Genomic DNA, 20068 nt, shown 5'->3' with positions numbered 1-20068 from the left:
GTCAGCGGATCGGTACGACGTGGTGGCCGGTGGCCGAGGCGGTGAGTACGGAGTTGTCGGGGACGCGTTCCCACCCGGAGGCGTCGTCCAGGGGTTCGGAGGCGACGAGCACGGATTCGCCGTCGCTGCGCAGGTAGAGAGTGTCGCCGGCGACGGTGGCCGCAAGGGTGTGCCCGTCGGAGGCGAGCAGGTTGTAGCGCCCCGGCGAGACGGCCCTGGCCGCGGCGACGACCGCGGCCAGGGCCGACCCCAGTTCCTCGCCCTTGCGCCACAGCCGGACCGCCATGGCGAACAGCGGGGCGGAGTCCACGGGCGCGCGTGCCTCCAGGGCGCCGGACGGCAGGGGGAGACCGACGACGTCGGCCACCGCCTCGTAGTCGGCGACGGCCCCGTTGTGGCTGAACAACCAGGTGTCTGCGCGCAGCGGCTGGGCGCAGGACTCGTCCACGGCGAAACCGACGGTGGCGTCGCGTACGGCAGCCACGACGCAGGTACTGCGGGTGACCCGGGCGACGTCCGCGAAGGAGGCGTCCGCCCAGATCGGCATGGCACGGCGGTAGCGCACCGGTTCGGCACGGTCGGGGTGGTACCAGCCGACCCCGAACCCGTCGGCGTTGACGGAACCGTGCCGCTGTTCACGGGGGGCGTAGGACTGGGTGTGCAGGGAGTGTGGCGTGGCGTAGAGCAGTTCGTGCAGGGTCCGGGCCGGACCCAGGTAGGCCAGGTGCCGGCACATTCAGGACACCTCCGATTCGTTCGGGGCGGCGCGGTCCGGTCGAGGGCTGCGGGCGGTCCTCACTCGGCGTCCCTCGCACAGCGCAGACCCGCGAAGATCTGTCGGCGGATGGGGTGGTCCCAGTTCCGGAAGGTCGAACGGGCGACGCTGGGGTGGGTGGCCCAGGACCCCCCGCGCAGCACCTTGTAATCGCCGCCGAAGAAAACCTCGGAGTACTCCGGGTAGGGGAAGGCGCGAAAGCGCGGGTACGCCTGGAAGGGGGTGGAAGTCCATTCCCAGACGTCACCGATGAGCTGGTGCACGCCGTGCGGCGAGGACCCAGCGGCGAAGGACCCGGCAGGCGCGGGGCGCAGCAGGCGTTGGCCCAGGTTGGCGTGATCGGGGCCGGCATCGAGGTCGCCCCACGGATTGCGGCGCGACCGGCCGGTGGCCGGATCGTGGCGGGCGGCCTTCTCCCACTCCGCCTCGGTGGGCAGGCGCTTGCCCGCCCACCGGGCATAGGCATCGGCCTCGTGGTAGGAGACGTGCTGGACCGGCTCTTCCGGTGGGACGGGTTCGACCAGGCCGAATCTGCGGCGGGTCCACTCCCCCGCCTCCTGGCGCCAGAACGCCGGGGCACGCTTGCCCGACCGCGTGCGCCACTCCCACCCGACGGGACTCCACCAGTGTTGCCGGTCGTATCCGCCGTCAGCCATGAACTGCAGGTAGTCGGCGTTGCGTACGGGAATGGTGTCGATGAAGTAGCCGGGCAGGTCGACGGTGTGCGCGCCGCGTTCGTTGTCGTGGCACCAGGGGTCGTCGTCGGTGCCCATGGTGAAGGGGCCGGGTTCGATCCATGCCTCGGCGGGGTCGAGCGGGGCCGCGGCCGGGCCGGGGGTCAGCAGACCGGCCAGGACGGGATCACCGGTTCTCAATTGGTGGGTGGCCAGCATCGTCTCGTCGTGCTGGTGCTCGTGCTGGATGACCATGCCGTAGACGAACCCGTCGGCGAGCAATGGGGCGGAGCGGGAGAGGTCGGCGCGGTCGAGGGAGTCCAGCACCCGCGCGCGGACATCGGCGTTGTAGCGCACCGCCTCCTGCGGGGTGAGCAGCGGCAGTTGCACGCGAGCGGCCCTGGGGTTCTCGAACGCGTCGTAGAGGCGGTCGATGTCGGGGCGGAGGGCCTCCTGGCCGGCGGCTGCACGGACCAGCCACTGCTCCTCGTAGTTGCCGACGTGGGCGAGGTCCCAGACCAGCGGGGACATCAACGGGGAGTGCTGCGCCTGGAGTCCCGGCGTGTCCAGGGCGTCGACGGTGAGCCCGTTGCTGCGCGCGCGGGCACGCCCCAGCTCCGTGGCGATGCGCTCTTTGAGGCGGTCGCTGCTCGTCTCCTCGGTCATGTGAGCTCCTTCACGGGCACCAGGTCGTCTGCCGGACACCGGCCGCGTTCGACGTAGCGGTCGGCGTAGTCGTGCACGAGCCCGGCGAGTTCGGGGGCGCCCATACCGGGCAGTGCCCGGATAGCGGCCTCGAAGCAGACCCGGGCGCACCGGGCCAGTTCGGGGTCGGTGAGAGCGTCGCGGGCAGCACGCAGCCAGTCCTGGGGGCGGGGGTCACCGCCCTGGAGGAGTTTGTCGGTGGCCTCTTCGGCGACGCCCGCTGCGATGGGGTCGTCGATGAGCGCGCTGGCCACACCCACGGCGACGCCCCACCACTGGAGGGGAAGCGCGTCGATCATGCGCAGTTCGAGCCAGCCGCGTGGACGCACCGGCGGAAACAGGGTGCTGAGGTGGAAGACGAAGTCGTCCATGGTGAGCGGACGCGCACCCGCACCGGCCAGCCATTGGCGCATGGTGAGCCCGGGGTCCACCGTCCAGGGGTCGTGTTCGGAGCGTACGGCCATGACCCGGGCGTCGAGGGCGTAGCGCAGCCAGGTCCGGGCAGGGTCGTCGCAGCTCATAGGACTGGTTCGGGTGGAATCCATAGCCGCCCAGATCGCCCAGCGGGTTGAACGCCAGCCGGTGGGACGGCCACGCCACAGCGGCGAGTTGGCGAAGGCCGCGACCAGTAACGGGCCGAGCCGCTGCGCCCGGCGCCAGCGGCGGTGGGCGTCACCGGTGTCGGCCCCGATGTCCAGGCAGACCTGGAGGGAGGCCGTGGAGCACATCATGGTGCGCCCTGCGTCGCCGCCGGACGCGAAGTAGTGGTCCATGGCGGTGTAACGGGCGACTGCGAGCTGGTTGACCGGTGGCCGGTCAGGGTCGAGCCCCAGTCCGCGCAGGCGCAGCCCGGCGGACTTCAATCGGGGGGAGATATGGGCGATGTCGGCGCTGAGCGCCGTGTGGGCCTCGCCTGGCCCGTCCTGCGGCGGGGAGCTGAGCTCGATCTGTCCGCCGGGTTCGAAGGTGATGACGCTGCGGGCGGGTAGTGGTCCGACATCCGCGAGAAGCGATCGGAGGCGGTCGATGGCGACCGGAGCACCAGGGCTGGAAACATCACTGACCAGCCATTCCGTTTCTGCCCCAACGGTTCCTGGCGGACCGGTCTTGAAGCAGATCCCTCGGATGTAGTCATGGAGGTCGGTTTCGCTGAGATGGGCCATGGCGGATCTCCCAACGTCGGAAACGTACTTTTCAGGTTTGCCCGGTGGCCCTGGATTGGAACCTGCTTTTTGCCTTTTCCACCGTTCTCCAGACACAAAGATGTCCTGACCGGAAGAACCACGGCAGCACAGGAGGTGGACCACACGGCCGTGGATGGCCACCCCCGGCCGTGGGGAGGGAAAGGGACCGTTGCGCACTTGCGCGGACCGGGCGTGTCGGGTTCGAGGCGGGTTGAGTAGAAGTGGTACGACGGGTGGGAAGAACGATCGGAGAGCACATGAGTGACCCCCGGGAATCGGGCGGGATCGATGGACAGGCGATGCGCAGGCTGCTGGACGGGCGCTGGGGGGCGATCCGCGATCGTGCCCGGGAGGTGCTGCGCGGTCCGGACTTCGCGCCCGTGTACGGGCTCGGAGTGGAGGAGCACCGCAGCAGGGTGACCGACCAGTTGCACGCGCTGGCGCGGACGGAGATCCCGACATACGGCTTCTCCTCGGCGCACGGCGGGGCCGACGACATCGGGGCGTCGGTGGTCGCCTTCGAGATGTTGGTGTGCGACATGTCGCTGATGGTGAAGGTCGGCGTGCAGTGGGGACTGTTCGGCGGCGCGATCCAGGCGCTGGGAACCGAGGCACACCACGCCGAGTACCTGCCCAAGGTGATGTCGGTCGAGGTGCCCGGCTGCTTCGCCATGACCGAGACCGGACACGGCTCGGACGTGCAGCGGCTGCGCACCACGGCCACTTACGATCCCGACACCGACGAGTTCGTGGTGCACACCCCTGACGAGGCGGCGCGCAAGGACTACATCGGCAACGCCGCCAGGGACGGCCGGGTGGCGGTGGTGTTCGCACAGCTCATCACGGACGGGCAGGAGCATGGCGTGCACGCGCTGGTGGTTCCGGTGCGTGACGCCGCCGGCGAGGCGATGCCCGGTGTGCGCATCGAGGACTGCGGCACCAAGGCGGGACTGAACGGGGTGGACAACGGGCGTTTCTGGTTCGACCGGGTGCGGGTGCCGCGCACGTCGCTGCTCAACCGGTACGGGAACGTGGATTCCGACGGTGTCTACTCCAGTCCGGTGGAGAACCCCAACCGCCGGTTCTTCACGATGCTGGGCACCCTTATCAGGGGGCGTATCAGCGTGGCCGGAGGCGCGGGTACGGCGGCCAAGGCCGCACTGGCCATCGCGGTGCGCTACGGCGAGGCGCGCCGGCAGTTCGACCGGCCGGGCGGGGACGGTGAGGTGCGGCTGCTGGACTACCTGGCCCATCAGCGGCGACTGCTGCCGGCGCTGGCCACCAGTTATGCCCTGCACTTCGCGCAGGAGGAACTGGTGTCGGCGCTGCACGACGGGGCCCAAGGGCCTGCGCTGAGCGACCACGACCAGAGGGAGTTGGAGTCGCGCGCGGCCGGGCTGAAGGCGGTGTCGACCTGGCACGCCACGCACACCATTCAGACGTGCCGGGAGGCGTGCGGGGGTGCGGGATACCTCGCGGAGAATCGCATCCCCCAGCTCAAGGCCGACTCCGATGTCTTCACGACGTTCGAGGGCGACAACACGGTCCTGCTGCAACTGGTGGGCAAGAGCCTGCTCACCAACTACCGCGACGAGTTCGGCAGCCTGGACACGCTGGGCATGGCCAGGTTCGCGGCGGGCCAGTTCTTCGAGACGGTGATCGAGCGCACCGCCGCCCGGTCGCTGATCGAGCGTCTGGTCAGCGCGGCGCCGGGTCGGGGCGAGGAGGCCGATCTGCTGGATCGCGGTTGGCAGTGCAAGCTGCTGGAGGACCGTGAGGCCCATGTCCTGGAAGGGTTGGCCAAGCGGCTGCGACGCTCCTCGGCTCCGGGGGTGGACGCCTTCGACGTGTTCAACGACGCCCAGGACCACGTTTTGCTGGCCGGGCGGGCGCACGTGGACCGGATCGTGCTGGAGGCGTTCGTGGCCGGCATCGAACGCGCCGAGGACGAGGGGGTGCGCACGGTACTGAACCAGCTGTGCGATCTCTACGCACTCTCGGTGATCGAGGCCGATCGCGCCTGGTTCCTGGAGCACGAGCGTCTGACTCCCGCACGGGCCAAGGCGGTCACCGCGACCGTGAACGACCTGTGCAAGCGGCTGCGTCCGCACGCCCGGGACCTGGTCGACGCGTTCGGCCTGAACGACGAGTGGCTGGCAGCCCCCATCGCCCTGGGGGCGGAGGACGCCCGCCAGGAGGAGCAGCGCTGCGCGGGGGCCCCGGTCGCGGCCGGGTAGGCATCACGGGAGCGGGCACCATGGCGGGCGGCAGGGCAGTCGACCGTGGGGGTTTCGGTGTCCGCGCCCGCCGTACCGGGGCCGGCGGGCGCGGATGCCCCTCAGGCCCGGGCGAGCTCGTCGCGGATCGCCGCGACACCCGTCAGCACCTCGGTGAAGCTCGTGCTCAGCGGACTCAGGCCCAGCCGCAGGCCCTGGGGGCGGCGAAAGTCGGGGATGACCCCGCGTTCCCACAACCGCTCGGCCATGCCTTTGAAGGCCGGGTGGTCGATCGTGACGTGCCCACCGCGCCGCTCGGCGTCGGTGGGCGAACTGACCTCGACCCCGTAGGGGGTCAGCCACGCGTCGACGAGCCGGAGGGCGAACTCGGTGAGGGCGACGGACTTCGCACGGATCGCCGTCATACCCACCTCCTCGATGAGCGCGATCGTGCCCTGCATCGCGATCATCGCGGAGACCACGGGCGTTCCGCTGATCACCCGGCGGATGCCGTCCGCAGGCACATATCCCTGCCCCATTTCGAACGCCCGAGCGCTCCCCATCCACCCCCAGATGGGCTGGGCGAAATCGGGCAGGTACTCGGCACGCACGTAGGCGAACGCCGGAGAACCCGGACCGCCGTTGAGGTACTTGTACGTGCAGCCCACCGCGAGATCCACGCCCCATGCGTCCAGGTCCACGGGCACCGAGCCCACCGAGTGGCACAGGTCCAGCAGGAGCAGTGCCCCGGACTCGTGCACCGCCTCGGTGACAGCGGGGGCGTCGAGGAGATAGCCGGAGCGATAGGCGACGTGGCTGAGCACGACGAGGGCGGTGCGCGGCCCCACCACGGCCCGGACCTCTTCGGGGGTCACACCGCCGCACGGGTCCGACTCGATCCACCGCAGGGTCAGGCCGAGCTCGGCTGCGACCCCCTCCAGGACGTAGCGGTCGGTGGGGAAGTTGTCGCGGTCGACGACGATCTCGGTGCGGCCGGGGCGCAGGGCCAGTCCTGCGCGGACCAGCTTGTACAGCAGGACCGTGGTGGAGTCGCCGACGACGGTCTGCCCGCCGGCCGCACCGAGGGCTGCGGCTGCAAGCCGGTCACCAATGGCGAGGGGAAGGTCGAACCATTGCTCGTCCCAGGCGCGGATGAGGCGGGAGCCCCACGTGTGGCTGACGAAGTCGGAGACCTCTGCGGCGCTCGCCTTGAGCGGGCGGCCCAGGGAGTTGCCGTCGAGGTAGGCGACCACGTCGGGGTCGTCGACCCCGACGAACAACTGGCGGTAGGAGGCGAGCGGGTCGGCCCGGTCGAGTTCGGCGGCGCGTGCGGTGAGGTCGCTGTCGGGCATCGTGCTCTCGTTTCTACCGGAGAAGCGGACGGGTGGGTCAGGCACCGATTTCGGTTCGGGCTTCCAACAGCTCGGGGAAGAAGGTGAGTTCCAGCGCGCGCTGGAGGAAACCGACTCCGCTGGAGCCCCCGGTCCCCCGCTTCATGCCGATGGTGCGCAGGACCGTGCGCATGTGCCGGAACCGCCACAATTGGAAGTTCTCTTCCAGGTCGACGAACTCCTCGAACGCCTCGTAGACCGCCCAGTTCTTCTCGGAGTCGGTGTAGACCGAGGTGATCAGCCCGATCAGCTCCGGGTTGCTGACATATGCCTTGGTGACGTCGCGTTCCAGTGCCGAGGCCGGGACCTCGTAGCCGCGCCGGTCCAGGCAGCGCCAGAAGGCATCGTAGAGGCTGGGTTCGCTCAAAAGCGCGGCGAGCAGCCGGTGGGCGTCGGGGTCGGACGCGAAAACCGCGAGCATGCCCTCGTTCTTGTTCCCGAGGACGAACTCCACGGCGCGGTACTGGTGGGACTGGAATCCCGAGGAGTTGCCGAGGAAGCCACGGAACTCGGAGTACTCGGTGGGGGTGAGCGTCGCCAGGACCGACCACTGCTCGGTCAGGGTCTTCTGGATGTGCTTGACCCGCGCGATGCACTTGAGGGCTTTGCTCATGTCGTCCGCGTCGAACGCCGCACGCGCGGCGAGAAGCTCGTGCAGGACGAGCTTGAGCCACAGTTCGGTCGTCTGGTGCTGGACGATGAACAGCATCTCGTCGTGGTGCTCGGGCCTGCTCACCGGGTTCTGCGCGCTGAGCAGCGTCTCCAGCTCCAGGTAGGAGCCGTAGCTCATTCGGGAGCTGAAGTCGGTGACGATCTCCTTCTCCAGGGATCTGGAATTCGCCTCTACCGTCATGGTGTCCTCGACCCTTCTCGTCGCTTCGGCCAACAGGCCACTGATCGTATTTTCCGTTACCTGTCCGGCGCTGCCCCGGGGCTACCGGATTCCGCGAAAGCGCACCGCGCCCAGCAGAGCGGCGATGCTCACGAACGAGACGGCGAAGAGGTAGTACCCCGGGGAGACCTGCTGGCCGGTCGCGGCGATCAGGGCAGCGGCGATAGTGGGGGTGAAACCGCCGAATATCGCCACGGTGGTGTTGTAGCTGAACGACAACCCGGTCGCCCGCGCCCCGACGGGAAAGGCGTCGGCCATCACCGAGGGCAGCGCCCCGAAGTACAGCGCTTTGAGCAGGCCGAGGAGAACCATCATGGCCGCCAGGGTCGCGAAGGAGGGCACCGCGATCAACCACATGAACAACGGGACGACGCTGACCCCGATCAGGACGGCGGAGGGAAGCATGATCCTCAGCCGCCCGAACCGGTCGGAGGCCCCTCCGACGATCGGGGTGACCACGGTGAGGATGGCCCCGGTGATGACCAGCGCCACATAGGACAGCGAAGGGGCGAGCCCCAACTCGCTGATTCCGAAGGTCGGCAGGTACTGGAGGATGAAGTTGAGCGCGGTCGAGACCACGAGCACCCCTCCCGCGATGAGCAGTCCGCCCCAGTGCTGCCGGAAGAGCTCGCGGACCGGGGACGCGTTCCCGGTGTCACGCCCGGCCACCGCCGGGGACTCGTCGACGTAGCGGCGGATGACGTAGCCGACGGGTCCGACGAGAAGTCCGAACACGAAGGGGACGCGCCACCCCCAGGAGGTCATGTCGGCGTCGGAGAGCACAGCGGTGAGCCCCGCGGCGAACCCGGCTGCGAGCAGGGTGGCGAGTCCCTGGCTGGCGAACTGGAAACTGCCGAGGAACCCGCGGCGTTCGCCGTTCTGCTCGACGAGGAGCGAAGTGGCCGCGCCGAACTCTCCGCCCGCGGCGAATCCCTGGATCAGGCGGGCGACGATGATGCCCAGGGGCGCGAGCACCCCGATCGATTCGTAGGTGGGCATGAAGGCGATCATGGCTGTGCCCACGACCATGAGCCTGATCGTCTGGACCAGGGCTTTCTTGCGCCCCTTCCGGTCGGCGTAGGAGCCCAGGAGCAGGCCGCCGAGCGGTCGGATCAGGTAGGACACCCCGAAGACGCCGAACGTCTGGACCAGTTCGACGCCGGGGTCGGCGGCGGGGAAGAAATTACGGCCGATGTAGATGGCGAACAGCGCGTAGATCGCGATGTCGAACCATTCCAGGGTGTTTCCGATGGTCGCCGCGACGATGACGCGCGCCGGACGCGGCCCCGTCCTGGCGGGGGGCACTGGGTGGGTGTGGGGCGGCACGGGACTCTCCCTGTCGACGGTCCGGGGTCCGTTGTCGGTCGGGCCGGGGCTGCGGCGTTGGTTCACGGTGCGGTGGGGGCGAGGTCGGAGGCGCCCGCGCGTCCGGCCGGGCGCGGCGGGCGCGTCGCGGGGTCGGCGGTTCCCAGGTCGTAAAACAGACCGGCTGCGATTTCGAGGCCCTGCCGCGCGACGTCGACGAGCAGGTGTTCGTCGGGGGCGTGTTGGAGACAGCCGGGGTAGGAGTGCGGCAGCCAGACCGTGGGCAGGCCGAGGATGTCGGTGAACACGTGGTTGGGCAGGGAACCGCCGATGGTGGGCAGTACCGCGACGGGCCCGTCGACAGTGCGTTCCAGCGACGCGATCGCCCAGCGCACCCACGGGTGGTCCGGCTCGGTCCGGCTCGCGGGGAAGGACTGGAGCACCCGCACCCCGACCATCGGATAGCCGTGGGAATCCAGGTGGGCACGCACGGCGTCGGCCGCTCCGTCCAGGTCGGTGCCGACCACGAAGCGCAGTTGCAGCACGGCGCGGGCCCTGCCCGGGATGGCGTTGACGGGGCTGGCGGCGTCGCCGGCCTCCAGGGCGAGGACCTCCAGCGTGTTCCAGGCGAACACCCGCTCCGCGTCGCTGAGGGAACGGTCGGCCCAGTCCTCGTCGACGGTCGGATCCCCGGGTGATCCGCCGATCCGCACCTCGTGGAGCATACGGCGGACCGTCTCCGAGGGGGCGCCGGGCAGCAGGGCCGGGCAGGTGATGACCCCGTGCCCGTCCACCAGGGTGGCGACGGCTCCGGTGACGGTGGTGGCGGCGTTGCGCAGCAGTCCGCCCCAGTTGCCCGAGTGGTAGGAGCCGGCACGCAGGTCGGCATCCAATTCGATGGTCACTCCGCCACGCGCGCCGAGGAAGAGGGTGGGGGTGTCCGCGCGCAGCCGGGGGCCGTCGGAGGCGATGAGCACGTCGGCCGCCAGCAGGTCCCGGTGCTGCCTGGCGAACTCGGCGAGACCGGGCGAACCGATCTCCTCACCGGTCTCCAACAGCACCGTGAGGTTGAAGCCGAGACTCCCCCGCTCGTCGAGCAGCAGCCGCAACGCCGCGAGATTGATCAGGTGCTGCCCCTTGTTGTCGGCGGTCCCTCTTCCGTACCAGCGGTCGCCCACCGCCGTGAGCGTCCAGGGGTCGCGCCCTTCGCTCCACCGGCCCTGCTGTCCGACGACGACGTCGGCGTGGCCGTAACAGAGGACAACGGGCAGCTCCCTGTCCTCGACCCGGGTGGCGACGAGGAAGGGGCCACCCGCCTCGTCGGGGTTGGCGAAGAGGCGCGTCTCGCATCCCAGGCCGTCGAGGATCGGCTCGATCGCCTCAGACAGGTATGCCTCCATGGCAACGCGCCGGTCACGATTCTGACTCTCGGTGGGATACGCCACCAAAGCGGAAAGCTCGGTGAAAAACCGACCGGAGTCAAAGTATTGCCTGGCCAAGTCGATAGCACTACCACGATCCATCTGCGCTTCCCCCGGCTGCTGTTAGAGTCGTCGCATGAGGCTAACGTCACTTCCGCGGCCAGCACCATTACCGTTTTCCGGTGTCGGCTTTGCTTATAAAGCAAAGCGAGTGTCAAGAAAGCGTTTGTTGCCGTGGAACGGACACCCGGTTCCCGCCTCGTGCGGAGGGAGCGCGCCGTGCTGCGGTTGATGCCCACCGCTCTCGTCTACTTCCATGAGGTGGCCCGCACCGGCTCCGTCACCGAGGCCGCCGCACGCCACCACATCGCGACCTCCGCCGTGAGCCGCCAGATCGCGAAACTGGAATCCGAGGTCGGCGCCTCCCTGTTCGACCGGCACACCCGCGGGATGACGCTCACCGATGCCGGGCACCGGCTGCTCGCGCACGTGCGCCGCACCGAGATCGAGACCTCGGCACTGCTGACCGAGATCCGCAGCATCGACACCACCGAATCGCGCACCGTCAGCGTGGCCTGCACGGAGGGGTTCTCCTACCGTGTGGTGCCGCAGGCGATGGCCGCCCTGCGCCGCGTGCACGAAACGGTGTCCTTCCGGCTGGACGTGGTGACCCGCGAGGAGGCGACCCGCCAGGTGGTGGAGGGGCAGTCCGACATCGCCGTCACTTATGCGATCGGGCAGCAGAACGACGTGCGGGTCGAGCACTCGGTCGTCGTTCCGCTGTTCGCGATGGTGCGCCCCGACCACCCGCTCGCGGGCCGCTCCTCCGTGGGCCTCGCCGAACTGTGCGAGCACCCGCTGGCGCTCTCCTCGGAAGGCACGAGCCAGCGGGAACTGTTCGACGCAGCGGTGCGGATGGAGCGGCTGACCATCCGCCCGGTCCTCGAATGCGGCAGGTTCGCCCCGATCTACGAGTTCGCCAAGGCCGGGGGCGGCGTGGCACTGGCCAGCTCGCTACGGGCGGAGACCGCCCCCTCGGAGGGCCTGGTCCACGTCCGGGTGAACCACCCGGTCTTCGAACAGCGTCGGGCCCAGGTCCAGACGATGGCGGGCCGGCACCAGAGCACCCGGGTCCTCGACCTCGTCACCATCCTGGTGTCGGGCATGGCCCCGCCCGACCCGCCCGCCGGCGGGTAAGCCGCTCCCCTTCCTCACCGACATGATGGGATGTGCCCCGACGATGAACGCACCGGCGCCCCACCTGACGATCGTCGCCGCGTCCGACGCGCTGACGCACGTCCGGACCGCGCAGGAGATCACCGCGCGTGCCCTGGAGGCCCGCGGCCTGAGTGGCGAACTGGTCGTCGCAGGCGACGCGAGCGAGATCCGGTCGGTGATCGCGAGCGCCGACGGCGAGGCGATCGTGGTGCCCGGCTCGGTGGACCCCGGCCCGGGAGGCTGGGGCTGGGCTGCCGAGGTACTGCGGGTGGATTTCGGCCAGTGCTCCCCCGACCGGTCCGCCGGGGTACGGGCACACATCCGCGGGCGCGGACTGGACGGCCTCGGCTTCGCGGTGGACAGCTGGTACCACCACCGGTTCTTTCCCGGCGAGGTCGTCGACTACGGCGACCACTGGGAACAACGCGCCGAACTGCGCCTGCCGAACGGCGTGGGCCCGTTCCCCGTGGCCGTGCTGGTACACGGCGGGTACTGGCGTTCGCGCTGGGAGTACGACCTCATGGACGCCGCGGCCGTGGACCTGACCGCGCGCGGGTACGCCACGTGGAACGTCGAATACCGTCGGCCCGACGAGCACGGGTGGGCGGCGACGACCGATGACGTGGCCGCGGCGGTGGACACACTCGCCGACCTGGAACAGGCACCGCTGCTGGACCTGGACCGGGTGGCGGTCCTGGGGCATTCGGCCGGAGGGCAACTGGCGCTGCGAGCATGCGCCGACGCCGTTGCCGACGGGGAGATGCGGGTGTGCCCGACGGTGGCGGTGTCACTGGCCGGGGTACTCGACCTGCGGCTGGGCGACGAACGATGGCTGAGCGAAGGCGCGGTGTCGGCTGCCCTCGGCGGCCGCTACGGCGCGGCATCCGCGATCTACGAGGAGTCCTCCCCTGCGCACCGGCTTCCCCTGGGTCTGCGACAGGTCGTGGTGTGCTGCGTGGACGACGACCCGAACCTGCTGGAGACCAGCCGCGCCTACGTCCGGGACGCGATCGCCGCAACCGATCCGGTCACCGTCATCGAGGACACCGGCGGCCACTTCGCAGTGATCGACCCGACCGCTCCCGTCTGGGACCGCATCTGTACGGAACTCCGCCTGCACACCACCCGCTGACCCGACGATCGCGTCCCCGCGCCGGTCCAGCCCCCCGGCCGGGGAACGGACCGCCCGGTCCGCCGTCCAGCCGCCGTCCTCCTGTCCTGGCGTGAGCCGGTCGAGGCCGGCGCTGATTCCGGTCGCGTCCATCAGGCCGCGGAGCGGGCGGTGGGGACGGGGGGAAGTCGGACAGACGCCCGAGCCATGTCGGATCTGCGCTTGGCACGCATGGGACCGATGGCGTCCCGGGGACAGCGAACCGTCGTGAACGAATCGGGCACACCCCGGTGCCGCGGGGGCAAAAGTGGTTGGCTTCGCGCCCTCGTGCCGCGATGATGCGGTCATGTCGCGCACCTTCGAAGAACTTGTGGCCGAGGCCGACTCGGCCTGTCTGGACGGTTGGGACTTCTCCTGGTTGGAGGGGCGGGCCACCGAGGAGCGTCCTTCGTGGGGCTACCAGAGGTTGATGGGCGAGCACGTGCGGTCGGCGTCGCGTGCCCTGGACATCCAGACCGGCGGCGGGGAAGTCCTGGCCGGCGTCGAGCGGCTGCCGCCGGTGATGGTGGCCACGGAGTCCTGGCCGCCCAACGTCGCCAGGGCCGCCGCACGCCTGGGGCCGCGCGGCGTCGCCGTCGTCGCGGCGCGCGACGAACCTCCGTTGCCCTTCGGCGATGGAGTGTTCGACCTGGTCACCAGCCGGCACCCGGCAAGCGTGTGGTGGACGGAGATCGCCCGGGTGCTGACACCGGGCGGGACGTACTTCGCACAGCACGTGGGACCGGAGACGGTCTTCGCATTGACCGAGTTCTTCCTGGGACCGCTCACCGGGGAACCACGCCGCCGGCGCCACCCCGAGGAGGAGGCCGCGCAGGCCCGCGCGGCGGGGCTGGAGGTAGCAGACGTCCCGATGGAACGGCTGCGGATGGAGTTCTTCGACGTGGGCGCGGTCGTGTACTTCCTGCGCAAGGTGCTCTGGACGGTACCGGGCTTCACCGTCGAGCGGTACCGCGACCGCCTCCGGGACCTGCACGAACTGATCGTGGCCGAAGGCCCGTTCGTCGCGTACTCCTGCCGAACGCTCTTCGAGGCCCGCAAACCACTACAGGACCGGGAGCCCTGACTCAACCGGCCCGGGGTTCCCCGGCCTCTCCCCGGCAGCCTGACCGACCACGTCAGCGGGCTACCCCCTCCCGGTGAGGATGGGCCGGTGCGCACCGTCGCCGTCGGGGCACGTCCAGGAGGCGACGCCGTCCACCACTGCGGCCACCGCCGGGTGGCCGTGTCCGGGGCACGGCGGGACCGGGGCCCCGTGGGTGTGCTCCATGACGGTGTCCTGAAGCTGGTCGGCGAGGGTGACGACGGCCTCGGCCTCGGTCATGGCCTCGGTGAGTTCGACGCCGACCGCCGACCCGTCGGGGAACCCCACGACGACCGAGGCGTCGAGGTGGAGCGGGTCTTTCAAATCGGCGTCCCAGTCGACCGCCAGTCGTGACGTGAACCCCGGGCTTCCCTCGAAGGTCGGGGCGGGACCGCCGAAGGGCGGTTCCGCGACCGTGAGCGTGCAGCCGGGGGGTGGGGCGAGCTGCCCCAGGATGTCCTCGGCCCAACGGCGAACAGAAGTGGCGGTCGCATCCATTGCTTACTTCCCGGCCTTGACGTTGGACGCCCAGGTGATCGAGCCGGTACCGGTCTTGCCGCCGACCCTCACCCGAAATGTCATGTAATCCTGAAACTGTACGACATCACCGCTCTTCACCGGCTTGAGCGTGCCATGGAAATGGCAGTTCTTGCCCACCAGATGCGGCGCGCCTTTCGGTATCCTCGTACCGTTCTTCCACCAGCTGACCCCCCTCTCGTTCACCTGCCCGGTAATGATTCCACGCACCTTCGTGGAGATTTCATACCCCCAGTTGATGACGTTGCTCCGACAGTTGAACCGAGCGTTGAGCGTGCCGTTTCCGTCTGACCATTTCGAATTCTTGTCGCATTTCATCAAGAAAGGACCCTTTTTCTTTCCGGCCAGGGTCTGCGCCTGAGGAGCCGCGCCACCTCCCTCCGCAAGCGGAGCGGCACCAACGCTCGACTCGGCGAGGAGTGCATCGATCTGTTCCTGCTCGGCAGCGGTAAGCTCCGGAAGCGAACCGTCCGTTTCGGGTTCGAGGGTGATACGCAGGGTCGACCGGACACCGTCGTCGACGGAAGTGACGGTGTAGGCCCCCTGGTTGGCCGGATCGGTTTCCGCGGAAGCCGTACCGAACAGAAACGAGGACAGCAGAACGAGGACGACAAGACAGGAAAATCCGATTTTCCCTTTTTCCACTTGTTTTCCTTTTCCCGGACGAAAACGTCACACCATTCATATCCCAAATGCCATCACGACAGGCCGCTTGGCCGCGTCCAGATACACCCCCCGAAGGAAAAAATCCAGGAGCCACAAAAAATTAATCGCTCGAATGGCGCACGAAAATGGTGGCCGGAATCGGCCGATTGCAGTGTCGGCGGCACCGAACCGAACTACCGTCGCCATACTGCGATCGCAAGGCAAGGGGGCCGGGCGGCCGAGCGCGGCATGCGCGACGGTACCGGCGTCGTCCCGGTCGAAACCGACGGCGGTCCCGGCGACTTGCCGGCGACCGACTCCAACGACGCCCTACTCTGTGAACCGGTGCGACAGGGAGAGCTTGACCACCGTCGACACCGAGAGGGCTCGCCGGGGCTGGTCGGAGTTCTCGGGTGAACCGCCCCGGGACGTGCTTGCCCCTCGTCTATCGACGGCGCCGACTCCTAATTTCCAGATAAGCCCTACCTTTACAAGGTAGATTTTCTGAAAGCCGCCTACCGGCCGGGGACGGACGGCCCCGATGTTTCGCCCCCCGAGGGCTCGGCGCATCCGGGAATGGACCACGCCCCACCCGTTGACTACGGTTTCCCCATGGGCGCGGAGAAGATGGTGGTGCTGGCGCAGGACGTGGCCGACGACGACCCGATGGCCGGGCTGGCGTCACTGGCGCAGCTGCGCGCGGAGGTCGAGCAGGCGGAGGCGGTGCTGGTTCGCCGGGCGCGCGTGAACGGCGCCACCTGGGCGCAGATCGCATCGGCCCTGGGAGTGTCCAAGCAGGCCGCCCACAAGAAGTACTGCGGACGGCGCCTGTTCGGCGGCTCGTGACCAGCGCGCGTCGGCTCCGGGAGACCCGCCGCCGCGACCGGGCAGCCGGGCGCGTCTTTGAGAAGGCCGCACAGCACGACGGCACGCGGCCCCGGTGCGGCCCCCACTCTCGCGCCCGCACCGGCATCACGTCCGGGCCAGGACCCCGTCGAGGGTCCTGGCCCACTGTTCGATGATGCGGGTGCGCCGGACCCGGTCGTCGGTGAGCAGGTCGGCGAGGCCCAGGCCGCGGGCCAGGTCGAGGGTGGCCTGCACCGACTCGCGCACCCCCGGCTGCGACTCGTCGGCGCCCAGTAGGTCGAGGGCGTTGCGGTGCGCCTCACGCCCCACGTCCTCCTCCAAGGGGAGCACGTGGGCACGCAGGGCCGGGTCGTTGGCCGCCGCGGCCCACAGCTGGACCGCCGCCGCGAACTCACGCCCGGTGTAGGACTCCACCAGCATCCGCACGACCGCCTCCGTGCGGCCGGGACCGTGCGGCAGTGCCGCGGCGCGGCGGGTCAGCTCCTCGGTTCGGCGCCCGTTGATGTGGCGCACGGCGGCGGTGAACAACGCCTCCCTGGTGGGGAAGTGGTGCTGGACCGCCCCCCGGGACACACCTGCCAGTGCGGCGACCCTCCCCACCGTGCTGGCGCTCCACCCGACATCGGCCAGGCATTCCAGTGCGGCCTCCAACAGCCGGTGCCGGGTTGCGCGGCTGCGCTCCTGGCGCGGTTCGCGCCCGGTGGCGGCGTCCGTCATCTGCCTCTCCGTCCCTGGCGTTCGGTGTCGTGGCGGCACGCGTCGGGCGTTGCGGGTGGGGTCTTGCGCGGTGGAACCGACTGTGCTCAGTAGGACCGGGGAAGGTCCAGGGAGTGCTGGGCGACGAAGTTGAGAACCATCTCCCGGCTGACCGGGGCGATCCGGGCCAAGCGCGACGTCGCGATGGCCGCCCCGAGACCGTACTCGCTGGCCAGGCCGTTGCCCCCAAGGGTCTGCACCGCCTGGTCGACAGCACGTACCGCCACCTCACCGGCAGCGTACTTGGCCATGTTCGCGGCCTCACCGGCCGCGTCGTCGTCCCCTGCGTCGTAGCAGGCCGCGGCCTTCTGGGTCATCAGTCGAGCGAGTTCCAGTTCGATCTTGATCTGGGCGAGAGGATGGGAAAGCCCCTGGTGGGCGCCGATGGGCACTCCCCAGACCCGGCGCTGGCGCGCGTAGGAGACGGCCCGTTGCAAGGCGTCACGGGCCGTTCCCGTTGCCAGGGCGGCGGCCATGATGCGCTCGGGGTTGAGGCCGGCGAAAAGCTGGCGCAGGCCGTTTCCGGGATCGCCCACGAGCGCGTCGGCGGGCAGTCGTACGTCGTCCAGGAAGAGGGCGAACTGGTGGTCGGGGCTGACCAGATCCATCTCGATGCGGCGCGCCTCGAATCCCGGGGCATCGGTGGGAACCAGGAACAGTGCGGGTTTGAGCTGCCCGGTCCGGGCGTCCTCGGTGCGGGCCACGACGAGCACCGCCTCGGCGACGTCGACACCGGAGATGTAGGTTTTCCGGCCGGTCAGCAGCCAGTCGTCGCCGTCGCGGCGGGCGGTGGTGGTGATGGTGTGGGAGTTGGATCCGGCGTCGGGCTCGGTGATGGCGAAGGCCAGGATCGTCTCGCCGGAGGCGATCGCGGGCACCCAACGCCTCTGTTGCTCGGAGGTGCCGAAACGCGCCAGCACGGTTCCGCAGATCGCCGGGGAGACCACCATCATGAGCGTGGGGCAGCCGGCTGCGCTCAGCTCCTCCAGTACCGCCGCGAGGTCGGCGATCCCTCCCCCGCCGCCTCCGTGCTCCTCGGGCAGGTTGACGCCGAGGTAGCCCAACCGGCCCGCCGCCTGCCACAGGTCGGTGAGGTACTCCCCGGCCCTGGCGCGGGACTGGAAGTAGGCGGTCCCGTAGTCGGCCGCGAAGGCGGCGACGGCCTCGCGAAGGGCGACGCGTTCAGCGGGTTCGGTGAAGGCCATGGTCGGCTCCTTGGGCTCCGGTGACGTGAAACGGGCGGTGGCCGCGGGTCAAGGGCGGGGGTCGACGACTGCGAGGACGGCTCCGGCCTCCACCTGGGCGCCGGGTCCGACCTCCAGCACGCTGACGACCCCGGCGACGGGGGCGGTGACGCGGTGCTCCATCTTCATGGCCTCCATCCACAGCAGCGGCTGGCCGAACTCGACCGTGTCGCCGGCTGCGACGACCACCCGGCGCACGGTGCCGGGCATGGGGGCGAGCAGGGTGCCCGGGTCGAGGCGGGCCGCGGGGTCGGGGAAGCGATCGAGGGGGACCAGGCGGACGGCTCCGAGCCCGGAGTCGACGCAGGTCAGATCCTGGTAGGCCGTGACATCGAAGGCGCGACGCACTCCGTCCTCGATCAGGACCACGCGACGGGGGGACGCTTCGGCAAGGATGATTCCGGGGTGGTTCTCGACACGAAGGCCGGCACGGGTGTGTCGGTAACGGACCTCGATATCGGTATCGGTGGTGTCGCGGTAGCCCTTGACCTGCGGTTGTGACGGCAGGTTGCGCCAGCCGGAGGGCACGTCGGCCCAGATCTCGGCGCGCTCGCGGTTCGCCTCTGCGTCGGCCAGCGCGGCGGCCAACGCCGACAGCCGGGTCGCGGCGGCGTCGGCGAGCGGTCGGGCGAGGTCGGCCAGGACCGGTCCGTCGAGAAATCCGGTGTGCAGTTCGGCGTCGGTGAACTCCTGCGAGGTCAGGATCCGCACCAGGAGATCGCGGTTGGTGGTGACGCCGTGCAGCCGGGTGCGGCGCAGGGTCGCGGCGAGTCGGCGTATCGCCTCACCTCGGTCGGGTGCCCAGGCGATCACCTTTGCCAGCATGGGGTCGTAGGAGGTTGTGATCTGCGCGCCGCCGCGCACTCCGGCGTCGAGGCGGACGCCGGGTTCGGGGAGCGGGGCGAACTCCGCGCGCACGCCGGGGACGTCCAGGGCGAACAGGGCCCCCGGGGAGGGCCGCCAGCCGGCAGCGGGGTCCTCGGCGTAGAGCCGCGCCTCCACCGCATGGCCGCGCAGGGCAGGGGCGTCGGCGGGCAGGCGTGCGCCTTCGGCCACGCGCACCTGCCAGGCGACGAGGTCCAGCCCGGTGACGCACTCGGTGACGGGATGCTCCACCTGGAGCCGGGTGTTCATTTCCAGGATCCAGAAGGCGCCGTCCGGTTCGACCAGGAACTCCACGGTTCCCGTGCCGACGTAGCCCACCGAGCGGGCCGTGCGCGTGGCCGCTGCGGCGAGGTCGGTGCGCAGCCGGTCGTGCAGACCGGGTGCGGGGGTCTCCTCGATGATCTTCTGGTGGCGACGCTGGACGGAGCAGTCGCGTTCGCCCAGTGTCCACACGGTGCCGTGGGTGTCGGCGAGAACCTGGACCTCGACGTGACGGCCGTGGCGGACATAGCGTTCGCAGAACACAGCGGGATCGCCGAAGGCAGCTGCGGCCTCCGCGCCCGCCGATGCCACGGCCCGTTCCAGCCCGGCGAGTTCGGTGACCACGCGGATACCGCGCCCGCCCCCGCCGGCGGACGCCTTGACCAGTACGGGGAGCAGTTCTTCGGTGACCTCGTGGGGGTCGTGGCGCCGTAGGACGGGCAGGCCCTCTTCGGCGAGGAGCCGCTTGGCCTCGATCTTGGCGCCCATGCGGCTGATCGCCTCGGGTGAAGGCCCGATCCAGGTCACCCCGGCAGCGAGGACGTCGGCGGCGAAGGCCGCGCTCTCGGAGAGGAAACCGTAGCCGGGGTGCAGGGCGTCGGCGCCGGTGGCGCGGGCTGCGGCGACGAGCAGGTCCGCACGCAGGTAGGTGTCGGCGGGGGCCGTGCCGGGGAGGCGCACGGCCAGATCGGCCTCGTCGACGTGCGGGGCGGTGGCGTCTGCGTCGGAGTAGACCGCGACGGTGGTGATGCCGAGGTCGCGGCAGGTGCGGATGACACGTCGGGCGATCTCGCCGCGGTTGGCCACGAGCAGGGTCTCGATACGGGTCGTGGGCACGGT

The 20068-nt window shown here is 70.0% G+C and carries 17 protein-coding genes; 5 read left to right on the top strand and 12 right to left on the bottom strand.

Going from position 1 to position 20068, the window contains the following annotated elements; translation table 11 throughout:
- Position 1: 1 nt before the first annotated feature.
- Genes egtC through egtA form a run of 3 tightly spaced genes read right to left on the bottom strand, consistent with a single transcriptional unit; the run spans position 2 to position 3317 of the window.
- Complete coding sequence (gene egtC / locus QSJ59_RS10875) at positions 2 to 736, bottom strand: ergothioneine biosynthesis protein EgtC (RefSeq protein ID WP_285759153.1); 735 nt, start codon at positions 734 to 736, stop codon at positions 2 to 4.
- Positions 737 to 795: 59 nt separating this feature from the next.
- Positions 796 to 2115: an ergothioneine biosynthesis protein EgtB gene (egtB, locus tag QSJ59_RS10870; RefSeq protein WP_285759151.1), complete on the bottom strand. Its 1320-nt coding sequence runs from the start codon at positions 2113 to 2115 to the stop codon at positions 796 to 798.
- Positions 2112 to 3317, bottom strand: coding sequence for an ergothioneine biosynthesis glutamate--cysteine ligase EgtA (gene egtA, locus QSJ59_RS10865; protein ID WP_285759149.1), 1206 nt, complete (start codon positions 3315 to 3317; stop codon positions 2112 to 2114). Before egtA ends, egtB begins: the two co-directional genes overlap by 4 nt.
- Positions 3318 to 3595: 278 nt before the next feature.
- On the opposite strand from egtA, the gene QSJ59_RS10860 reads away from it, so the two are divergent.
- The gene (locus QSJ59_RS10860) at positions 3596 to 5575 is read left to right on the top strand and encodes an acyl-CoA dehydrogenase family protein (protein WP_285759147.1); all 1980 of its coding nucleotides are present in this window, start codon (positions 3596 to 3598) and stop codon (positions 5573 to 5575) included.
- Between the two features lie 101 nt (positions 5576 to 5676).
- On the opposite strand, the gene QSJ59_RS10855 is transcribed toward QSJ59_RS10860, so the two are convergent.
- The 4 genes from QSJ59_RS10855 to QSJ59_RS10840 all read right to left on the bottom strand — a co-directional run bounded on the left by QSJ59_RS10855 (position 5677) and on the right by QSJ59_RS10840 (position 10665).
- The gene (locus QSJ59_RS10855) at positions 5677 to 6906 is read right to left on the bottom strand and encodes a kynureninase (protein ID WP_285759146.1); all 1230 of its coding nucleotides are present in this window, start codon (positions 6904 to 6906) and stop codon (positions 5677 to 5679) included.
- A gap of 37 nt (positions 6907 to 6943) precedes the next feature.
- Positions 6944 to 7798: a tryptophan 2,3-dioxygenase gene (locus QSJ59_RS10850; protein WP_285759145.1), complete on the bottom strand. Its 855-nt coding sequence runs from the start codon at positions 7796 to 7798 to the stop codon at positions 6944 to 6946.
- A gap of 81 nt (positions 7799 to 7879) precedes the next feature.
- Positions 7880 to 9142, bottom strand: coding sequence for an MFS transporter (locus QSJ59_RS10845; protein ID WP_285759143.1), 1263 nt, complete (start codon positions 9140 to 9142; stop codon positions 7880 to 7882).
- A gap of 83 nt (positions 9143 to 9225) precedes the next feature.
- Positions 9226 to 10665 carry a M20 family metallopeptidase gene (locus QSJ59_RS10840; RefSeq protein ID WP_285759142.1) on the bottom strand — a complete coding sequence of 480 codons (1440 nt, stop codon included), beginning with the start codon at positions 10663 to 10665 and terminating at the stop codon, positions 9226 to 9228.
- 132 nt (positions 10666 to 10797) lie between these two features.
- On the opposite strand from QSJ59_RS10840, the gene QSJ59_RS10835 reads away from it, so the two are divergent.
- The 3 genes from QSJ59_RS10835 to QSJ59_RS10825 all read left to right on the top strand — a co-directional run bounded on the left by QSJ59_RS10835 (position 10798) and on the right by QSJ59_RS10825 (position 14015).
- On the top strand, positions 10798 to 11760 hold the full coding sequence (locus QSJ59_RS10835; RefSeq protein WP_285759140.1) for a LysR family transcriptional regulator: 963 nt from the start codon (positions 10798 to 10800) through the stop codon (positions 11758 to 11760).
- A gap of 43 nt (positions 11761 to 11803) precedes the next feature.
- The gene (locus QSJ59_RS10830) at positions 11804 to 12913 is read left to right on the top strand and encodes an alpha/beta hydrolase (protein ID WP_285759138.1); all 1110 of its coding nucleotides are present in this window, start codon (positions 11804 to 11806) and stop codon (positions 12911 to 12913) included.
- A 325-nt stretch (positions 12914 to 13238) separates the two neighbouring features.
- A complete protein-coding gene (locus QSJ59_RS10825; protein ID WP_285759137.1) occupies positions 13239 to 14015 on the top strand; it encodes a class I SAM-dependent methyltransferase in 777 nt (258 codons plus the stop codon).
- 60 nt (positions 14016 to 14075) lie between these two features.
- Here QSJ59_RS10825 and QSJ59_RS10820 read toward each other — a convergent pair whose 3' ends face one another.
- Both QSJ59_RS10820 and QSJ59_RS10815 read right to left on the bottom strand, forming a co-directional pair.
- Positions 14076 to 14531 (bottom strand): hypothetical protein, encoded by a 456-nt coding sequence (locus tag QSJ59_RS10820; protein WP_285759136.1) that lies wholly within the window; start codon positions 14529 to 14531, stop codon positions 14076 to 14078.
- 3 nt (positions 14532 to 14534) lie between these two features.
- Positions 14535 to 15215, bottom strand: a complete 681-nt coding sequence (locus QSJ59_RS10815; RefSeq protein WP_285759134.1) for a hypothetical protein — start codon at positions 15213 to 15215, stop codon at positions 14535 to 14537.
- 576 nt (positions 15216 to 15791) lie between these two features.
- Here QSJ59_RS10815 and QSJ59_RS10810 point away from each other — a divergent pair.
- On the top strand, positions 15792 to 16061 hold the full coding sequence (locus QSJ59_RS10810; protein ID WP_432707465.1) for a hypothetical protein: 270 nt from the start codon (positions 15792 to 15794) through the stop codon (positions 16059 to 16061).
- A 126-nt stretch (positions 16062 to 16187) separates the two neighbouring features.
- Here the strand turns inward: QSJ59_RS10810 and QSJ59_RS10805 are convergent, their stop codons facing one another.
- From QSJ59_RS10805 to QSJ59_RS10795, 3 genes are all read right to left on the bottom strand, one after another.
- Positions 16188 to 16799 carry a TetR/AcrR family transcriptional regulator gene (locus QSJ59_RS10805; RefSeq protein WP_285759133.1) on the bottom strand — a complete coding sequence of 204 codons (612 nt, stop codon included), beginning with the start codon at positions 16797 to 16799 and terminating at the stop codon, positions 16188 to 16190.
- Positions 16800 to 16885: 86 nt separating this feature from the next.
- Positions 16886 to 18043, bottom strand: a complete 1158-nt coding sequence (locus QSJ59_RS10800) for an acyl-CoA dehydrogenase family protein (protein ID WP_285759132.1) — start codon at positions 18041 to 18043, stop codon at positions 16886 to 16888.
- Positions 18044 to 18091: 48 nt separating this feature from the next.
- Positions 18092 to 20065: an acetyl/propionyl/methylcrotonyl-CoA carboxylase subunit alpha gene (locus tag QSJ59_RS10795; RefSeq protein WP_285759131.1), complete on the bottom strand. Its 1974-nt coding sequence runs from the start codon at positions 20063 to 20065 to the stop codon at positions 18092 to 18094.
- Positions 20066 to 20068 lie beyond the last annotated feature (3 nt).

The organism is Nocardiopsis ansamitocini (assembly GCF_030268225.1).
Classification (GTDB): Bacteria; Actinomycetota; Actinomycetes; order Streptosporangiales; family Streptosporangiaceae; genus Nocardiopsis_D; species Nocardiopsis_D ansamitocini.
This window is presented reverse-complemented; position numbering and strand designations above follow the sequence as displayed.

Bases quoted from the DNA above. Each gene is read 5' to 3' on its own strand.
- QSJ59_RS10830 (WP_285759138.1), top strand. From the start codon at position 11,804: ATGAACGCACCGGCGCCCCACCTGACGATCGTCGCCGCGTCCGACGCG.
- QSJ59_RS10840 (WP_285759142.1), bottom strand. From the start codon at position 10,665: ATGGATCGTGGTAGTGCTATCGACTTGGCCAGGCAATACTTTGACTCC.
- egtC (WP_285759153.1), bottom strand. From the start codon at position 736: ATGTGCCGGCACCTGGCCTACCTGGGTCCGGCCCGGACCCTGCACGAA.
- QSJ59_RS10810 (WP_432707465.1), top strand. From the start codon at position 15,792: ATGGACCACGCCCCACCCGTTGACTACGGTTTCCCCATGGGCGCGGAG.
- QSJ59_RS10855 (WP_285759146.1), bottom strand. From the start codon at position 6,906: ATGCCCGACAGCGACCTCACCGCACGCGCCGCCGAACTCGACCGGGCC.
- QSJ59_RS10800 (WP_285759132.1), bottom strand. From the start codon at position 18,043: ATGGCCTTCACCGAACCCGCTGAACGCGTCGCCCTTCGCGAGGCCGTC.
- QSJ59_RS10825 (WP_285759137.1), top strand. From the start codon at position 13,239: ATGTCGCGCACCTTCGAAGAACTTGTGGCCGAGGCCGACTCGGCCTGT.
- QSJ59_RS10860 (WP_285759147.1), top strand. From the start codon at position 3,596: ATGAGTGACCCCCGGGAATCGGGCGGGATCGATGGACAGGCGATGCGC.
- QSJ59_RS10850 (WP_285759145.1), bottom strand. From the start codon at position 7,798: ATGACGGTAGAGGCGAATTCCAGATCCCTGGAGAAGGAGATCGTCACC.
- egtB (WP_285759151.1), bottom strand. From the start codon at position 2,115: ATGACCGAGGAGACGAGCAGCGACCGCCTCAAAGAGCGCATCGCCACG.
- egtA (WP_285759149.1), bottom strand. From the start codon at position 3,317: ATGGCCCATCTCAGCGAAACCGACCTCCATGACTACATCCGAGGGATC.
- QSJ59_RS10820 (WP_285759136.1), bottom strand. From the start codon at position 14,531: ATGGATGCGACCGCCACTTCTGTTCGCCGTTGGGCCGAGGACATCCTG.
- QSJ59_RS10805 (WP_285759133.1), bottom strand. From the start codon at position 16,799: ATGACGGACGCCGCCACCGGGCGCGAACCGCGCCAGGAGCGCAGCCGC.